Source organism: Pseudomonas sp. Sample_23, assembly GCF_004307595.1.
GTDB lineage: Bacteria > Pseudomonadota > Gammaproteobacteria > Pseudomonadales > Pseudomonadaceae > Aquipseudomonas > Aquipseudomonas atacamensis.
Window position 1 is genome coordinate 1 of sequence record NZ_RCNX01000011.1, and the last position, 16,833, is coordinate 16,833.

At 58.8% G+C, this 16,833-nt stretch carries 11 protein-coding genes; 3 read left to right on the forward strand and 8 right to left on the reverse strand.

Translation table 11 applies throughout. The features are described from left to right. Positions 1 to 184 precede the first annotated feature (184 nt). From D8U82_RS02575 to D8U82_RS02585, 3 genes are all read left to right on the forward strand, one after another. Positions 185 to 1,294 (forward strand): PilT/PilU family type 4a pilus ATPase, encoded by a 1,110-nt coding sequence (locus tag D8U82_RS02575; protein ID WP_125926820.1) that lies wholly within the window; start codon positions 185 to 187, stop codon positions 1,292 to 1,294. Between the two features lie 134 nt (positions 1,295 to 1,428). Beyond that, complete coding sequence (locus D8U82_RS02580) at positions 1,429 to 4,236, forward strand: hypothetical protein (protein ID WP_130901609.1); 2,808 nt, start codon at positions 1,429 to 1,431, stop codon at positions 4,234 to 4,236. Between the two features lie 160 nt (positions 4,237 to 4,396). Further along, positions 4,397 to 5,188, forward strand: coding sequence for a hypothetical protein (locus D8U82_RS02585; protein WP_130901610.1), 792 nt, complete (start codon positions 4,397 to 4,399; stop codon positions 5,186 to 5,188). A 48-nt stretch (positions 5,189 to 5,236) separates the two neighbouring features. Here the strand turns inward: D8U82_RS02585 and D8U82_RS02590 are convergent, their stop codons facing one another. From D8U82_RS02590 to D8U82_RS02625, 8 genes are all read right to left on the reverse strand, one after another. Then, positions 5,237 to 7,192, reverse strand: coding sequence for an acetoacetate--CoA ligase (locus D8U82_RS02590; protein ID WP_130901611.1), 1,956 nt, complete (start codon positions 7,190 to 7,192; stop codon positions 5,237 to 5,239). A 58-nt stretch (positions 7,193 to 7,250) separates the two neighbouring features. Further along, positions 7,251 to 8,024, reverse strand: a complete 774-nt coding sequence (hbdH, locus tag D8U82_RS02595; RefSeq protein ID WP_130901612.1) for a 3-hydroxybutyrate dehydrogenase — start codon at positions 8,022 to 8,024, stop codon at positions 7,251 to 7,253. Positions 8,025 to 8,031: 7 nt separating this feature from the next. After that, entirely contained in the window at positions 8,032 to 9,423 is a 1,392-nt protein-coding gene (locus D8U82_RS02600; RefSeq protein WP_016774505.1) for a GntP family permease, read from the reverse strand. Between the two features lie 265 nt (positions 9,424 to 9,688). Then, positions 9,689 to 11,116 (reverse strand): sigma-54-dependent Fis family transcriptional regulator, encoded by a 1,428-nt coding sequence (locus D8U82_RS02605; RefSeq protein ID WP_024012755.1) that lies wholly within the window; start codon positions 11,114 to 11,116, stop codon positions 9,689 to 9,691. Positions 11,117 to 11,247: 131 nt separating this feature from the next. Further along, positions 11,248 to 12,822, reverse strand: coding sequence for an ABC transporter ATP-binding protein (locus D8U82_RS02610; protein WP_073474724.1), 1,575 nt, complete (start codon positions 12,820 to 12,822; stop codon positions 11,248 to 11,250). 9 nt (positions 12,823 to 12,831) lie between these two features. Further along, on the reverse strand, positions 12,832 to 13,854 hold the full coding sequence (locus D8U82_RS02615) for an ABC transporter permease (protein ID WP_130901613.1): 1,023 nt from the start codon (positions 13,852 to 13,854) through the stop codon (positions 12,832 to 12,834). Beyond that, a complete protein-coding gene (locus D8U82_RS02620; protein WP_125926815.1) occupies positions 13,854 to 14,915 on the reverse strand; it encodes a microcin C ABC transporter permease YejB in 1,062 nt (353 codons plus the stop codon). Before D8U82_RS02620 ends, D8U82_RS02615 begins: the two co-directional genes overlap by 1 nt. Continuing rightward, positions 14,915 to 16,783, reverse strand: a complete 1,869-nt coding sequence (locus D8U82_RS02625; protein WP_125926814.1) for an extracellular solute-binding protein — start codon at positions 16,781 to 16,783, stop codon at positions 14,915 to 14,917. Before D8U82_RS02625 ends, D8U82_RS02620 begins: the two co-directional genes overlap by 1 nt. Positions 16,784 to 16,833 lie beyond the last annotated feature (50 nt).

Here is a 16,833-nt window from a genome sequence, read left to right on the forward strand (position 1 = left end):
GCCCAGCGGGCTGCGGCTCCAGTCGGTGCGGGCAATCAGGGCCTGAGCGTCATCGGTGGTGGATACAGCATTCATGTTTCAATCCTGAGCGTGGTTCGGTGAGACGGGGTCTATCATTGTTGCAGGAGCCGCGCCAAGCGTCGGCCAAATTTGCTCATTCAATGCTTCGCGGGTGCTTTCAGCCATGGAAATCGATGCACTGTTGTCAATATTGTCGCAAAAAAACGGCTCGGATCTGTTCCTCTCTACCGGCGCAGCGCCGAGCGCGCGCATTGATGGCATGCTGACAGCGCTCAGCGATCAGCCATTCAAACCCGGCGAAACCGCGGCCATCGCCACCTCCCTGATGGACGCCGAGCAGCGCCGGGAGTTCGACCGGGATCTGGAAATGAACCTGGCAATCTCCCGAACGGGCGTCGGGCGGTTCCGGGTGAACATTTTCAAGCAGCGCAACGACGTTTCGATCGTGATCCGCAACGTCAAGGTCGACATCCCGCGATTCGAAGACCTGAAGCTGCCGCCGGTGCTGCTGGAAACGGTGATGCTCAAACGTGGCCTGATTCTTTTTGTCGGCGCGACCAGTTCAGGCAAGTCGACTTCGCTGGCGGCACTCATCGATCACCGCAACCGTCACAGTGCCGGACACATTGTGACGATCGAAGACCCGATCGAATATATCCATCGGCACAAGCGCTCGATCATCAATCAGCGTGAAGTCGGCGTAGATACCCGAAGCTTTCATGCGGCTTTGAAGAACACTCTGCGCCAGGCTCCTGATGTTGTATTGATTGGTGAGATCCGTGACCGCGAAACCATGGAGCATGCACTGTCATTCGCTGATACCGGCCATCTTGTGTTGTCGACGCTGCATGCGACCAACGCCAATCAGGCGGTGGATCGAATCATCAATATGTTTCCCGAGGAGAAGCGCGAACAGCTTTTGCAGACATTGGGCAACAACCTCAAAGCCTGTGTTTCGCAGCGTCTGCTCCGCACTGTCGATGGCCAAAGGCGCGCGGCAGTCGAAATTCTTCTGGGTACGCCGACCATCGCTGACCTGGTCCGACGCGGCCAGTTCGAAGAGCTCAAGCCGATGATGGAAAAATCGACCGGACTCGGTATGCAGACATTTGACGCGGCACTGTTTGCGCTGTTTGCAGAAGGTGCAATCAGTGAGCAGGAAGCATTGAAGAATGCCGATTCGGTGAATAACTTGAAGTTGCGAATCAAACTTCAGCACGATCAGGCAGGTGTTAACAATACAGGCACCGGCGAGTGGGGTTTGATGGATTGACTTGGTGTCTTCGATTGCATCGTGTGTTTGCACGGCAACAACACTTAATAATTGACTCGTGGTTCGGTTGTATGTGTTTGGGTAAAACGTCATCACGCTGAATGGTCAGCTAGTTGGTTTGATGAGGTTTTACCTTGAACGAAGTTAAGAAAAATAAAGTATTCCGCCCATCGAAAGTTGCGCTGGCTGAATGGAAGTATCGGTCTGCGGCAGATGCCACCGAGCGCGATATGGTTCTCCGGCATCTGGAAGAGGCATTGAATGAGTACACTGAAGATCACGATATAGACTGGTATGGGCGTGAAGTAGAGTTGCAACCAGGCTCTTCACTGCATGAAATATATAACCCCGGCAGACTGCTGCTCAATGAACTGCTGAAAACCGGGCCGGTCATTGGTGCAATCGGTCGAGAGGAGGCGCGCGAGCATAACGGCCTGGTTCGGATTACGCCGGATGGCAAGATGGAAGTCCGTGCCGTCAGAGGTTGGGTAGATCTGGTTGCGGCGCAGTATTTTGTATACAGTCAACCTACGCGCTCGACGGTGAGTCTCATCGCCGACATTGCCGCAGTCGCCGGCGGTTTTGTATGGCCCGATCTGGATGTAACCCTGGATCAGTGGTTCAAGTTTCATGATATCGATCTGCCTGACACCAAGGCCAAGATCAGTAACTTGATCGGCTTGTTCAAGTTTTCACCCGAGGTCAGGGAGCCAGTTGCTTTTTGGGATCACTTTCAATCCGGTGAGCAGAGTCACAACGGGTTATCCGAAGAGCAATTTGCAGATATTCGTGGCGCCACCGCCAAATTGATGCCGAAGCGAAAACTGTTGTCAGCCTTGTACAACGTCACAGGGCGCGCGGATATATCTCACGAAACGGCGGCGCAGCGCCTCTTTGAATTTGTCGCCTATCCAGTTTCGCTGGATCTTGCCAGAAGTTATATCAAAGAGCTCAATTGGTACGGGGTGAATGACGGGCAAACGCTTTCCGAAAATATTCTCCGCCAATTGTTGATGACCGCGATATTACTCGACCTGGACCCATCGATCGGCCATCGCCACTTGGTCGAACGGCGAGACCTGTACTCGCCAGACAATGTTGAGCGCCATCCATCAGAGATACTCGAGGAATACACCGAGTTTGTGCGGAACAAGCGCTGGGTAGATCCGATATTGGCGCCTTTGGTGGTTCATCTTCTCCTGGCACGCAACGCGCCCGAATTTCTGGTCAGGAAAATTCCGACAGAGGTCACACTTGGGTCGATCGCCTGGATCAAGTTCTGTCGCGCTGTAGTATTGGTCGAGGCACTAAAAACCGGGGCCTCGCGGGAATTGACCTATGCACAGATCATCGCTTACGGCGAACTGGAGCCGGTCAGTGAAGCGCAGAAGCATATGCGCGATCTGGCGCTGATCGACCCGATCGTGGAGTGGGCGTTGCTCAACCGGATTATCTCCAGAGCCGAGCTCGAACAGGCAGAAGAAACCTGTACACGAAGGGCGATTGACGCGTTTGAGCGCCACGCAGACCAATTCGCCCAGCTAGCCCGCGCATTTTCGACACCGTTACCCAACCGAGCGGAAATTGCACGAAGCCAATTGAGAAAAGCTGCACCTGGCTGCGACACACTGGATGAAAAGGCGCTGTCCGAGAAAGGCGGACAGCAAATCATGTCCATGGTCGAGCTGCATCAATCGGGCGATCTGGTCACCGGTCAGTGGGACAGGCGCACCGTACGTTTGATTGTCAACGGATTGCTGCAACCTGCGATCAACTACAACCCTGCGGGTCTCAGCCTTTATCAGCGTTATCCGCGACTGCTGACGATTGAATCCTGTGACGAGGAAATGGATCGTCAGTTGGCCGTGCATTTCGAAGCGGTGAATGGCGGCATGATGTCTGCCGTCAGGCTGGCGTTGGCACACATGCCGGAAGCGGATCTGCAAGTGTTCATGAATGCCGACATTCATTTTTTCACCGTGCGTGAATCGGCATCCTATGTGACTACGCGCCGGGCCTGCGGACCTTTGAATGTAGGGCTTGAACAAGAAACACAACAAAGCCGGGATGCCGCCACGGGCCGCTTCGGCGTTGTGATGTACACCTCTGATGAAGACGCTGATCTTTGTTATGAATTATTCACTTCGCGTGCAGAAACCCGCAGGAATGATGCGCTGGGTGCTTTCATCAGACGGGAAAGAAAGCTTCAGCAACGCTCAAGAATGAGCGCCAGTGCCAACATGACGACGCCCCTGAGCAACACCCTGACCCAGAGCGTTCCGCTGAACATCAGGCGCTATACCCATGCCGCGGCCGAGGACGCTTCGATCAGCAGCAGTATGGCGATCATCGATTACTTCGGCGCGCTGAGAGCACCAGCGCAATCTGCGCGGTTGCAGACAGGGTTCTACCAGAAATTCAACGACCCTAACATCGTGCGCATCGCCGGGTTTCTCGCCGAGAACAGACCGTTCCTGAATAAAACCGAGCTCAGAGAGCTCGTGCGTGTACCGACGCCGCTCGAACTCTCCCGGGAAGAGGGCGAACGCTTGCTGACTTACTTCATCGACCTGTTGGTGCCGTTCAAAAAATGCATCGAGGACATCGCCTCGGGCGAACACAACAAGATGGTGGACGGGGTTTACGGATGTTTGATGGACGGCATCGGCCTGGTGGGAACAGTGGCTGGCGCCAGCTCGAAGGCGCTGAGTATTTCCACCAGGGCCATTTCCACTACTGCCAAGGCCGCGCGTTTCACCCGGCTGGCGTTTACTTCGGCCATCTCGCTTTTCAATCCCTTCGACGGTGTGCCCTCTGGTCTGCAGGCGGGCGGTAAACTGGTACACAAGGGCCTGCTGCGGTTCAACAAGAACACTCATGACCTGATTACTCTGGCCAGGGGGGCAATTGCACAGGATCAGCGGTCGCCGGCAATCCTATGATCTGCTTGAAGCGGCTGATAACGCGCAGTTCGGGTTGGGTAGCTGGCGGCCACGCGGGGCTACGCATGAAGCCGTCGCCGTGCTGGCCGCGCGCAGTGGTGACAAATGGTACTCGCTGAATCGACGCGGCAACTTGTGGGGCAAGTCTCTGGAGGATTTTGTGTATCAAGCCCCCTTGCAGCTGCCTGCTTCGCCGCGCACGTTGCCGCTCAGTTACACGCGCAAGTTCATCGAGCAAAGCCTGCCCCGTGCCCGGGCCAAGATCGACAACGCATTGGAAATCTTCAACCGTCATGATTTCAAACGCGATCGCGACGCGCTGATGAAGATCGTGTTCGGCGATGCTTCTCAGGTGTCCACGGATCGGCTGGTGAACTACTTGCGTTTGATCCGCTTCGATTTCGCCGGTTTCTCCTTGAGCAACATGGTCCTCGACGGCCTCAAGATCAACGACACCCTGGCATCGTTCGATGCAAACAATTACCAGCGCTGGAAAGACGCGGGTTCGAGCGGTGATTGCGCTATAGCGTTTGTTGAGGTCTACACGAAAAACTTCAATCGACACTTCGTCAGCATGGGTCTGAACCACGATGTGATCGCCGACGACCTGATTCATGAGCTGTTCCACGCCAGCGCACAAACCGACGATGTCGGTTATGCCACCGACGCCGTGCATGCCAGTGACAGCGGACAGCAGCTGGATGTGTCCGTATTGCTCAATCTGGGGGCAGGTTGCCTGGCGCAGTCGCAGAGCGGCACTGACTGTCATGCGCCGTCCAGAGCCTTCGAAAACGCCGACTCGCTCACGCTGGTCACCTCATTGCTGAGTCAACTGATCACTGACGAGGTCACTTTCGATCAAAACATGACTGTTCTTGACAGTGCGCTCGAGGCCAGTGCGGGCCGGGCGATTGGCGAGCCGGTGGTCATTACCTTGAACAAACCTCGTTGACGAAAAGCACTGCCGCCAGCCTGTCGGATGAGGGCGTCAGTGCCGATTTCAATCAGCCAGTTCCGGTCGATCCCGAAACTGCTCCAGCGCTTCGGGATTGGCCAGTGCATCGGTGTTTTTTACCGGCCTTCCATGCACGACATCACGCACCGCCAGCTCCACGACTTTGCCGCTGATGGTGCGCGGTATGTCCGTCACTGCAACAATCCGCGCCGGGACATGCCTCGGCGTGGTATTGGCGCGGATCACCTCGCGGATTCGCTGTTCGAGCCCTTGATCGAGTTCGACCCCATCGCGCAGACGCACGAACAGCACGACCCGCACATCATCCTGCCACTGCTGGCCGATGGCGACGCTGTCCAGCACCTCGGTGATTTTCTCGACCTGACGATAGATTTCCGCCGTGCCGATACGCACGCCGCCCGGGTTCAACACCGCATCCGAGCGGCCATGGATGATCATCGCGCCGTGGGGCAACTGTTCGGCGTAATCACCTTGTGCCCAGACGCCGGGGAACAGACTGAAGTAGGACTGGCGGAGTTTTGAGCCGTCGGGGTCATTCCACAAGCCGATCGGCATCGCCGGGAAATGCCGTGTGCAGACCAGCTCACCTTTCTCACCAATCACCGGTTGGCCAGCGTCGTTCCACACCTCGACGGCCATGCCCAGGCTCTTGCCCATGATTTCTCCGCGACGTATCGCTGACAGCGGGTTGCCATTGACGAAGCATGAGACGATGTCGGTACCACCGGACATCGAAGCCAGGCACACATCGGTTTTGAAGTCGCGGTAAACGAAATCGTAGCTTTGCGGTGACAAAGCCGAGCCTGTGCACAGCAGGGTTTTCAAACTGCTCAAGTCATGACTTTCGCGGGGCCTCGTGCCGCTGCTTTCCAATGTGGCAAGGAATTTCGGACTGGTGCCAAACACACTGATGCGTTCGTCGTCGATCAGGTCGAGCAAGCGCTGATGGTCCGGATGAAACGGCGAGCCGTCGTAGAGCACCACGGCGCTGCCAACCGCGAGCGCCGAAACCAGCCAGTTCCACATCATCCAGCCGCAGGTCGTGTAGTAGAACAAGCGGTCACCGGGACCGAGGTCGCAGTGCAAACCATGCTCCTTGACGTGTTGCAGCAGCACACCGCCGGTGCTGTGGACGATGCATTTCGGCACGCCAGTGGTGCCGCTGGAGTACAGCACGTAGAGCGGATGATTGAACGGCACCGGGGTGAAATCCGGTTCGCCGCCGGGTTGATAGAAGTCTTGCCACAAGCAGACATCAGCGTGGCTTTGATAATCCTCGATGCGCGCTTGCGGACGGGCGTACGGGACGATGATCAACTGCTGCAGTGACGGCAGTTGTGCCAGGATTTCGTTGAGCTTGGCGGTCTGATCCAGGATTTTTCCGGCGTATTGATAACCGGCACAGGTGAGCAGCACTTTCGGTTCGATCTGGCCAAAGCGATCGATCACGCCGTGGGTGCCGAAGTCCGGCGACGAGCAGGACCAGATCGCGCCGAGGCTGGTGGTGGCCAACATCGCCACCAGGGTTTGCCAGGTGTTGGGCATGCACGCCGCCACGCGATCACCCCGGTCAACGCCCGCCGCGCGCAGGCTCGCCTGAAAACCGGCGACGTGTTCGGCCAGTTCGGCCCAGGTCAGTTGTTCGCGCTGGCCGTTTTCCGCCACAGCAACCACCGCCACGGCATCGTCGCGGCGGCGCAGCAGGTGTTCGGCAAAGTTCAGCGTCGCGCCCGGAAACCACTCGGCGCTGGGAATCTCTGCACCTTCACGCAAGACGGCGTCTGGCTGGGTTTGAAAGCGGATGTCGAAGAAATCGACGATCGCCTGCCAGAACGCCGGGCGCTGATCGATGCTCCATTGGTGCAGGGCAGGGAAGTCGTCGAGCTTAAGCGAATGCCGCTGATTGATTTCGCGCCGGAAGGCATCCATACGCGAACCGGCGATACGCTGGGTGTCGGGTTGCCAGAGGATGTCGGACATGGGTTTGCCTCTTCTTATCGGATTCGCGAGCAGGCTCGCTCCCACAATGGCCAGGTGTTTATTGCGCCAACCACCCACCATCAATATTCCACGCCGCGCCGCGTACCTGGCTGCCGGCTTCACTGCACAAGAACAACACCAGCTCACCCAGATGCTGCGGTGTAACGAACTCCAGCGACGGCTGTTTTTCCGCCAGCAGATCATGCTGCGCCTGCTGCGGATCGACACCCTTGGCCGCGCGATCATCGATCTGCTTCTGCACCAGCGGCGTCAACACCCAGCCCGGACAGATCGCATTGCAGGTGACGTTGCTGGTCGCGGTTTCCAGCCCGACCACTTTAGTCAGACCGATCACGCCATGCTTGGCGGCGACGTACGCGGCTTTGCCGGTGGAGCCGACCTGGCCGTGCACCGAGGCGATATTGATGATGCGCCCCCAATTCTTGCGGCGCATGCCCGGCAGGCTCAACCGCGTGCTGTGGAATACCGATGACAGGTTGATCGCGATGATCGAATCCCAGCGCTCAACAGGAAACTCTTCTACGGCCGCAACGTGCTGAATGCCGGCGTTGTTGACCAGAATGTCGACGCCGCCAAACTCGCGGTCGGCGTAGGCGACCATGTCGGCAATCTGCGCCGGGTCGCTGACATCGGCGGGATGATGGCCGACCTTGCCGCCGTACTGAGCGACGTCGGCGATCACCTTCGAGGCGTCGCCGAAGCCATTGAGAATCAGGTTGGCGCCCGCTTTCGCGAGAATCAGCGCGATGCCCAGGCCGATGCCGCTGGTGGAGCCGGTTACCAAGGCTGTCTTGCCGGAAAGAGTGGTCATGAATACCTCACACAATGCCAGTGGCGTAGAAAGTGCCGATCACCACGAAAACCGCGAGGGTCTTGATCAGCGTAATACAGAAAATGTCTTTGTAGGCTTCGCGGTGGGTCAGCCCGGTCACCGCCAGCAGGGTGATCACGGCGCCGTTGTGCGGCAGGGTGTCCATGCCACCACTGGCCATCGCGGCCACGCGGTGCAGCACTTCCAGCGGAATATTCGCCGCGTGCGCCGCACTGATGAACTGCTCGGACATCGCCGCCAGCGCGATGCTCATGCCGCCCGACGCCGATCCGGTAATGCCGGCGAGCAGTGTCACGGTAATCGCTTCGTTGACCAACGGATTGGGAATCTGCTTGAGCCAGTCGGCCAGCACCAAAAAGCCCGGCAGCGAAGCGATTACCGCACCAAAGCCGTATTCAGACGCGGTGTTCATGGCCGCGAGCAACGCACCGCTGACCGCGCTTTTGCTGCCTTCGGCGAGCTTGCTTTTAATCGCCTTGAAGCCGAACGCCAGGACCATGAGGATGCCGACCAGCAACGCCGCCTGCACCGCCCAGATCGCCGTGAGCTTGGCGATTTCGGTAGTGACCGGCGCGGCCATGCCCGGCAGTGCGAGGCTGTGCGTCTTGCCGTACCACTGCGGAATCCACTGGGTGAACAACAGGTTCATGATGCCCACCGCCAGCAATGGCGACAGGGCAATCCACGGGTTGGGCAGCTTCAGGTCTTCGGCGGTTTCCGGTTCGTTGCGCAGTTCAGTGCCGTAACCTTCGCCGGCACGTTGCGCCTTGTTGCGTTGGCGCTGCAGAAACAGCATGCCGGCGCAGAACACGAAAATCGTGCCGATCACCCCCAGCCACGGCGCCGCCCATGCGGTGGTGTTGAAGAAGGTGCTGGGGATGATGTTCTGGATCTGCGGCGTGCCGGGCAGGGCGTCCATGGTGAACGAGAATGCACCGAGGGCAATAGTCGCCGGGATCAGACGTTTGGGAATATTGCTCTGGCGGAACATCTCCGCTGCAAACGGGTAAACAGCGAAGACGACGACGAACAACGACACGCCGCCGTAGGTGAGCAGGGCACACACCAGCACGATCACCAGCATCGCTTGTTTAGTCCCGAGCAAGCGAATCGCAGCGGCCACGATCGAGCGCGAGAAGCCGGACAGTTCGATGAGCTTGCCGAACACCGCGCCGAGCAGGAATACCGGGAAATAGAGCTTGATGAAACCGACCATCTTGTCCATGAACACCCCGGTGAAAGCAGGGGCAACGGCGGACGGATCGGTGAGCAGGACCGCGCCGAGGGCGGCGATCGGGGCAAAGAGGATGACGCTGTAGCCACGGTAGGCGGCGAGCATCAGCAGCGTCAGGGCTGCCAAGGCAATGATCACACTCATGGTGTGTCTCTCCAGGATTGTTATTTTTGTGGGTGGAACGGGTGCGGAGAGTGGGTTAGCGAGATTTGTGCCAATCTTCTAACTGTTTGAAATATAAGGAAATTAGATCAGAGTCGCGTTCTGGGAGCTGTTTTTGTCTCTTAATTGAGATTTTCTTTGAATGGGCCGTCGCCTTCGCGAGCAGGCTCGCTCCCACATTGGTCATGCATTCCCCTGTGGGAGCGAGCCTGCTCGCGAAGCTTTTGCTCTAGTCTTAAAATGGAGATCAGATGTCTCTATATGTAGACTCTGCAATCCCCAGCGCAGCCATTTTCTTGTACAGCGTCGACCGCCCCAGCCCCAGCCGAACCGCAGCCTCCGGTACTTTCCCCGCGCATTGCGCCAGGGTCGACTCGATCAACTGCCGATCAAAACGCGCCCGCGCCTGTGCAAATGTCTCCCCAGCGGAGGCTTGCATGCTCGGCTCGGACGTCCGCTCAACCGGAGTAAAGGTGCCAATCGCCCCGCGAATATCCTGCTCGGTCAGGATCAGATCATCACTGAGCAACGCCGCCCGCTCCAGCACATTGCGCAACTCACGGATGTTGCCCGGCCAGGCATGCTGGCCGAGCAACGCAAGCGCATCGCGGTGCAATTCATGCTGGCTGCGCAGTTCTTCGAGAATCGCTTCGCTCAGCGCCGGCAGATCATCGAGACGTTCACGCAGCGGCGGCACCTGGATCGGCAGTACGTTGAGGCGGTAGTACAAATCGGCGCGAAATTCGCCGCGCTTGATCGCCGCCTGCAAATCCGTCGACGTCGCGGCGATTACCCGCACATCGCTCTGAATCACTTCATTGGAGCCGACCGGCTCGAACTCCTTTTCCTGCAACACGCGCAGCAGTTTGCTTTGCAGCGGCAGCGGCATATCGCCGATCTCATCGAGAAACAGCGTGCCACCCTGAGCGATTTGTAATTTACCGGTGCGGCCCTTGCGGTCGGCGCCGGTAAAGGCGCCGGGTGCCGTGCCAAAGAACTCGGCTTCCAGCAGCGCCTCGGGAATTGCCGCGCTGTTGATGCTGACGAAGGCTTTGTGCGCGCGTGGTGAGGCGCTGTGGATCGCTTGGGCAAGCAACTCTTTACCTGTGCCGGTTTCCCCCAGCAGCAAAACCGGCGAATCAGCGCTGGCACTGCGGCGCGCACGTCGTTTGACTTCAAGGCTGGCAGCGCTGGTACCGATGAAGTGGGCAAAGTTGTATTTGGTCTGCCGCGCACGCAGCAGCGAACGGGTCGAGGCCAGTTCTTCCTGCATGCTCAGGTAACGCTTGAGCATCGGCGACAGCGTGCGCAACTCGTCGAACAGGGCAAAACCGATGGCGCCGATCACGCTGCCGGCATCGTCGTGGATCGGCAGGCGCATCACCACCAGCGGTTCCTTTGGCGTGTCCTGCATGTCCAGCAGAATCGGCCGACCGGTGCGTACCACCTCGCGCAGCAGGCTGCCGGGGATCACGCTTTCGCAGGGTTTGCCGATAGCGCCTGCCGCTGAATCGAGACCGAAGCGCCGGGCGTAGCGTTCGTTCATCCAGACGATATTCGCATCGCGATCGACAATCACCGTGCCCTCACTGGATTGCTCGATGATCTCGAACAGCGAACGGATCGCCAGAGTGCGGACTCGTTGGTAGTCCTTGAGGCTTTCGGTGGTGTTCATTGAGGCTGATCCTGATTGTTTGTTGCCGGTACCGATCCCTTCGCGAGCAGGCTCGCTCCCACAGGGGGCTGCATTCCAATGTGGGAGCGAGCCTGCTCGCGAATGCCGCGCCGCGAATTAGCAGAAAAAACCTACCCCGGATGCGCCGCCGCCAACAGCTCTTTGGTGTAGGGATGCTGCGGGTTGTCAAACACGTCGTGACTGGCACCACGCTCGACCACCTGACCGTCCTTGATCACGATCATGTCGTGTGCCAACGCGCGCACCACCGCCAGATCATGGCTGATAAACAGGTAGGTCAAACCGTATTTTTCCTGCAAATCACGGAGCAGGGCGACCACTTGTTTCTGTACGGTGCGGTCGAGGGCCGAGGTCGGTTCATCGAGCAGGATCAGCGCCGGTTTCAGCACCAAGGCCCGGGCGATGGCGATGCGCTGGCGTTGGCCGCCGGAAAATTCATGCGGGTAGCGATGGCGGCTTTCCGGGTCGAGGCCGACTTCCTTGAGCACGCGAATCACTTGCTCATCACATTCATTAGCGGTCGACTCGCAATGCACTTCCAGACCTTCGCTGATGATCTGTGCCACCGACATGCGCGGGCTGAGGCTGCCAAACGGATCCTGAAACACCACCTGCATCTGCCGCCGCCACGGCCGCAATTGCTTTTGATTGAGGCCATCCAGCGCTTCGCCCTGAAAGCGAATGCTGCCCTCGGAATCCAGCAAGCGCAGGATCGCCTGACCCAGCGTCGACTTGCCTGAACCGGATTCGCCAACTATGCCCAAGGTCTTGCCGCGCTGAATATTCAGACTGATGCCATCGACAGCGCGCAGATACTGCTTGCGCCTGAACAGCCCGCCGCCGACCTGGAAATCGACGCGCAGATCAGCGACCTCCAGCACATTTTCGCGTTCGTCACGGGGCAGGGCTTCACCTTCCGGCTCTGCGTTCAACAGCACGCAGCTGTAAGGGTGTTTGGGTTCGGTAAACAGGGTTTCACAGGGCGCCTGCTCGACGATCTCGCCAGCCTTCATCACGCACACCCGCTGCGCGATGCTGCGAACCAGATTGAGATCGTGACTGATCAGCAGCAGCGACATGCCGAGCCGCTGTTGCAGGGACTTGAGCAGCAAGAGAATCTTGCGCTGCACGGTGACATCCAGCGCCGTGGTCGGCTCGTCGGCAATCAACAACTCCGGTTCGCAGGCCAGGGCCATGGCGATCATCACCCGTTGCCGTTGCCCGCCAGAGAGCTGATGCGGATAGGCTTTCAAACGCTCCTTGGGCTTCTGAATACCGACCAGTCCGAGCAATTCGAGAATGCGCTGCTGGGCTTGCTTGCCGCCGAGGCCGCGGTGCAGCAACAGGGTTTCGCCAATCTGTTTTTCGATGGTGTGCAACGGATTGAGCGAAGTCATCGGCTCCTGAAAGATCATGGCGATGCGATTGCCGCGCAGTTCTCGCAAGACCTTCGGATCAGCACCGAGCAATTCTTGCCCGCGATAGCGGATGCTGCCACGGGTTTGCGCCTCGCTCTCAGGTAACAGTTGCAGGATCGAATGCGCGGTCACCGATTTCCCCGAGCCCGATTCGCCCACCAGTGCCAGGCACTCACCGGGGCGGATATCCAGGCACAGGTCACGCACCACGGTCTGGCCATGGAAGGCGACATTGAGGTTGCGGATTTCAATCAGGTTTTCTGTCATGGTCACGCTTCAGGATCGAGGGTCAAAAGCGTCGCGCAACGCTTCGCCGATGAATACCAACAAGGAGAGGATCAGCGCCAGGGCGAAGAACGCTGTCAAACCCAGCCACGGCGCTTGCAGGTTCTGCTTGCCCTGACCGATCAGTTCACCCAGCGAGGCACTGCCGGCCGGCATGCCGAAGCCGAGGAAATCCAGCGCGGTCAGCGTTGAAATCGCCCCGGTCAGAATGAACGGCAGGTAGCTGAGCGTCGCGTTCATTGCGTTGGGCAGAATGTGCCGGAAGATCACCTTGCGGTCAGTAAGGCCCAGGGCGCGTGCGGCTTTGACGTATTCCAGATTGCGCCCGCGCAGGAACTCGGCGCGCACCACGTCCACCAGCGCCAACCAGGAAAACAGCGCCATGATCCCCAGCAGCCACCAGAAATTCGGCTCTACGAACCCGGAAAGGATGATCAGTAGATACAACACTGGCAGCCCCGACCAGACTTCCAGCACGCGCTGTCCGAGCAGGTCGACCCAGCCACCGTAATACCCCTGCAATGCGCCGGCGGCGATGCCGATCAGCGCGCTGACGAAAGTCAGCATCAGGGCAAACAGAATCGATACCCGAGCACCAAAGATGACCCGCGCCAGCACATCGCGCGCCTGATCGTCGGTGCCCAGCCAATTGACCGAAGTCGGCGGACTCGGCGCCGGTTTGTTCAGGTCATAGTTGGGCGTGTCGTCGCTGAACGGAATCGGCGGGAACAGCAACCAGCCGCCGTCCTTGCGAATCAGATTCTGCACGTAATCGCTGCGGTAATCGGCCTGGAACGGCAGTTGCCCGCCGAACTCCTGTTCGGTATGGCGCTTGAACACCGGGAAGTACCATTGGCCCTGATAACTGACCATCAACGGTTTGTCGTTGGCGATCAATTCGCCACCCAGCGTCAGCAGGAACAGGCCGATGAACAGCCACAGCGACCACCAGCCACGACGGTTTTTCTTGAAGCGTTCGAAACGGCGACGACCCAAAGGCGAGAGCTTGAACATCAGGCATTCCTCGCGGCAAAGTCGATACGCGGGTCGACCAGGGTGTAGCAGAGGTCGCCGATCAGTTTTATCAGCAGGCCGAACAGGGTGAAGATGAACAGCGAACCGAACACCACTGGATAGTCCCGCGATACCGCTGCTTCGTAACTCATGCGCCCAAGGCCATCGAGGGAGAAGATCACTTCGATCAGCAGTGAGCCGGCGAAAAACACACTGATGAACGCCTGAGGTATCCCCGAGACCACCAACAGCATGGCGTTGCGAAACACGTGTCCGTACAGCACGCGGCGTTCGCTCAAGCCTTTGGCGCGAGCCGTTACTACATACTGTCGGGTGATTTCATTGAGGAACGAGTTTTTTGTAAGGATCGTCAAGGTCGCGAATCCACCGATCACCAGCGCGGTGACCGGCAGCACCAGATGCCATAAGTAATCGGCGATCTTGCCCAGGGTCGATAGCGATTCGAAGTTGTCCGAAACCAGTCCGCGCACCGGAAACCAGTTCAACGAAGTACCGCCGGCGAATACCACGATCAGGAACATCGCGAACAGAAACGCCGGCATGGCGTAACCGATGATGATCGCCGTGCTGCTCCAGATGTCGAAATGGCTGCCGTGGTGCACAGCCTTGCGGATGCCCAGCGGGATCGACACCAGATAGGTGATCAGCGTCGCCCACAATCCGAGCGAAATGGTCACCGGCATCTTTTCCAGAATCAGGTCGGTGACTGTTGCACCACGGAAGAAGCTCTTGCCGAAGTCCAATTGCGCGTAATTCTTCAGCATCAGCCACAGGCGCTCGTGGGCCGGTTTGTCGAAGCCGTACTGTTTTTCAATGTCCTTGATCAATTGCGGATCGAGGCCACGGCTGGCGCGCGAAGCGTTGCTCGATGTCTCGCCGGCTCCGCCGCCGACACTGGCGCCGCCAATGCCTTGCAGATGGGCGATGGCTTGTTCCACTGGTCCGCCGGGCGCGGCTTGGATGATGACGAAATTGACCAGCAGGATGATCACGAGCGTCGGAATGATCAGCAGCAGGCGCCGCAGTATGTAACCCCACATCAGTGCGGCCCTCCGGGTCTGCCGCGACTGATTTTCTCGGCGGTCATCTGCTGATTGGTCAGTGGCGTGCGGCTGATTTCCCACCAGCTCTCGATGGCTTCGTCATTGCTCGCCTGCACCGTGGGAATGCCGAAGCGGTTCCACCACACGGTCGAAGTGCCCGGCGGGTAATAGTTGGGAATCCAGTAGTAATTCCATTGCAGCACCCGGTCCAGCGCATGGGCGTAATGCAGCATGTCCGACTGAGTAGAGGCGCGGATCAGGCCGTTGATCAAGGTGTCGACCGCCGGGTTTTTCAACACCATGTAATTGTTCGCGCCCGGATCGTTGGCCGCTGCCGAGCCGAAATAGTTGAGCAACTCACCGCCCGGAGAAGTGGTAACGGGGTAGCCGGTGACGATCATGTCGTAGTCGCGACTCATCAGGCGATTGACGTATTGCGAGGCGTCGATGCGACGGATATTCAGCTCGATGCCGATCTGCTTCAGCGTGCGCTTGTAGGGCAACAGCAGGCGGTCCATGCCGTTCTGGCTGACCAGAAAAGTGAAGCTCAGCGGCTCGCCGGCGCCGTTGACCAGTTGATCGCCATCCGGTTTCCAGCCGGCCTGCTCGAGCAGTTGCAGGGCTTGCAACTGCTTGTCACGGATGATGCCGCTGCCGTCGGTCTTCGGCGCCTCGAAGACTTTACTGAACACTTCCTCAGGCACCTGACCGCGCAGCGGTTCGAGAATCTTCAGCTCTTGAGCGTCGGGCAACTGCCGGGCGGCGAGATCGGTATTGGAAAAGTAGCTCTGCTGGCGGATATAGACGTTGCGCATCATCTGCCGGTTGCTCCATTCGAAGTCCCAGAGCATCGCCAGCGCCTGGCGTACCCGGCGGTCCTGGAACATCGGCTTTTGCAGATTGAACACGAAACCCTGGGCCGATTGCGGCGCTTCAGTGGCGAGGTGGGCCTTCTGTAAACGGCCATCGCTGAGGGCGGGACTGTCGTAGCCGATCGAATAGCCGGTCGCGGAAAACTCGCGGTTGTAGTCATAGGCACCGCCACGCAGCACCTGACGGGCGACATCGGTGTCGCCGAAATACTCGATACTGAAATGGTCGAAGTTGTACAGGCCACGACTGACCGGCAGGTCCTTGCCCCACCAGTCGCCATTGCGTTCGAAAGTGATGCTGCGCCCGGAGTCGACCTTGCCGACCCGGTACGGCCCGCTGCCCAGCGGCGGCTCATAACCACCGCCGCCGGCGAAATCGCGACTCTTCCACCAGTGTTCGGGGAACACCGGCAGGGTCGCGATATCCAGGGGCAGGGTGCGGTTTTCGTTGCTTTTGAAGTCGAAGCGCACGGTCAGCGGCGCCTCGATCTCGACGCCTTTGACGTCGGCAAACTGGGTGCGATAACGCAGGCTGCCCTGGGTCATCAGCAGGTTGTAGGTGTAGCGAACGTCCTCGGCGGTGATCGGTTTGCCATCGGCAAAACGCGCCTTCGGATTGATGAAGAAGCGCAGCGACAGACCGTCGTCCGAGCGTTCCATTTTCTCCGCCACCAGACCGTACACCGTGTAGGGCTCATCCAGCGAGCGCTGGGCCAGCGGCGAATACAGCAGGCCGTCGATCTGCGTCACGCCGATGCCTTTGTCTATATAGGGCAGCAGATGATCGAAGTGGCCGATTTCGATTGCCGAGCGCCGCATCGTCCCACCCTTCGGCGCCTGCGGATTGGTGTAGTCGAAATGGCCGAAGCCGGCGGGGTATTTGGCCGGTTCGCCGTAAACGGTCAGTGCGTGTTGCGGGGCAGCGGTCGCACCGGCGGCACCCGTGAGCAGGGCGAGGGCGGTGAGCATCAGTGTGGGGAAAACCAGTCGCATCGTCAGCCTTGGAACGCAAAATCGATAAGCGCAAGTTGTACGCGAGCGGC

What these genes read in the sequence shown, in the direction of transcription:
- D8U82_RS02575 (WP_125926820.1), top strand. Translation starts at nt 185, where the DNA reads ATGGAAATCGATGCACTGTTGTCAATATTGTCGCAAAAAAACGGCTCG.
- D8U82_RS02590 (WP_130901611.1), bottom strand. Translation starts at nt 7,192, where the DNA reads ATGTCCGACATCCTCTGGCAACCCGACACCCAGCGTATCGCCGGTTCG.
- hbdH (WP_130901612.1), bottom strand. Translation starts at nt 8,024, where the DNA reads ATGACCACTCTTTCCGGCAAGACAGCCTTGGTAACCGGCTCCACCAGC.
- D8U82_RS02600 (WP_016774505.1), bottom strand. Translation starts at nt 9,423, where the DNA reads ATGAGTGTGATCATTGCCTTGGCAGCCCTGACGCTGCTGATGCTCGCC.
- D8U82_RS02605 (WP_024012755.1), bottom strand. Translation starts at nt 11,116, where the DNA reads ATGAACACCACCGAAAGCCTCAAGGACTACCAACGAGTCCGCACTCTG.
- D8U82_RS02610 (WP_073474724.1), bottom strand. Translation starts at nt 12,822, where the DNA reads ATGACAGAAAACCTGATTGAAATCCGCAACCTCAATGTCGCCTTCCAT.
- D8U82_RS02615 (WP_130901613.1), bottom strand. Translation starts at nt 13,854, where the DNA reads ATGTTCAAGCTCTCGCCTTTGGGTCGTCGCCGTTTCGAACGCTTCAAG.
- D8U82_RS02620 (WP_125926815.1), bottom strand. Translation starts at nt 14,915, where the DNA reads ATGTGGGGTTACATACTGCGGCGCCTGCTGCTGATCATTCCGACGCTC.
- D8U82_RS02625 (WP_125926814.1), bottom strand. Translation starts at nt 16,783, where the DNA reads ATGCGACTGGTTTTCCCCACACTGATGCTCACCGCCCTCGCCCTGCTC.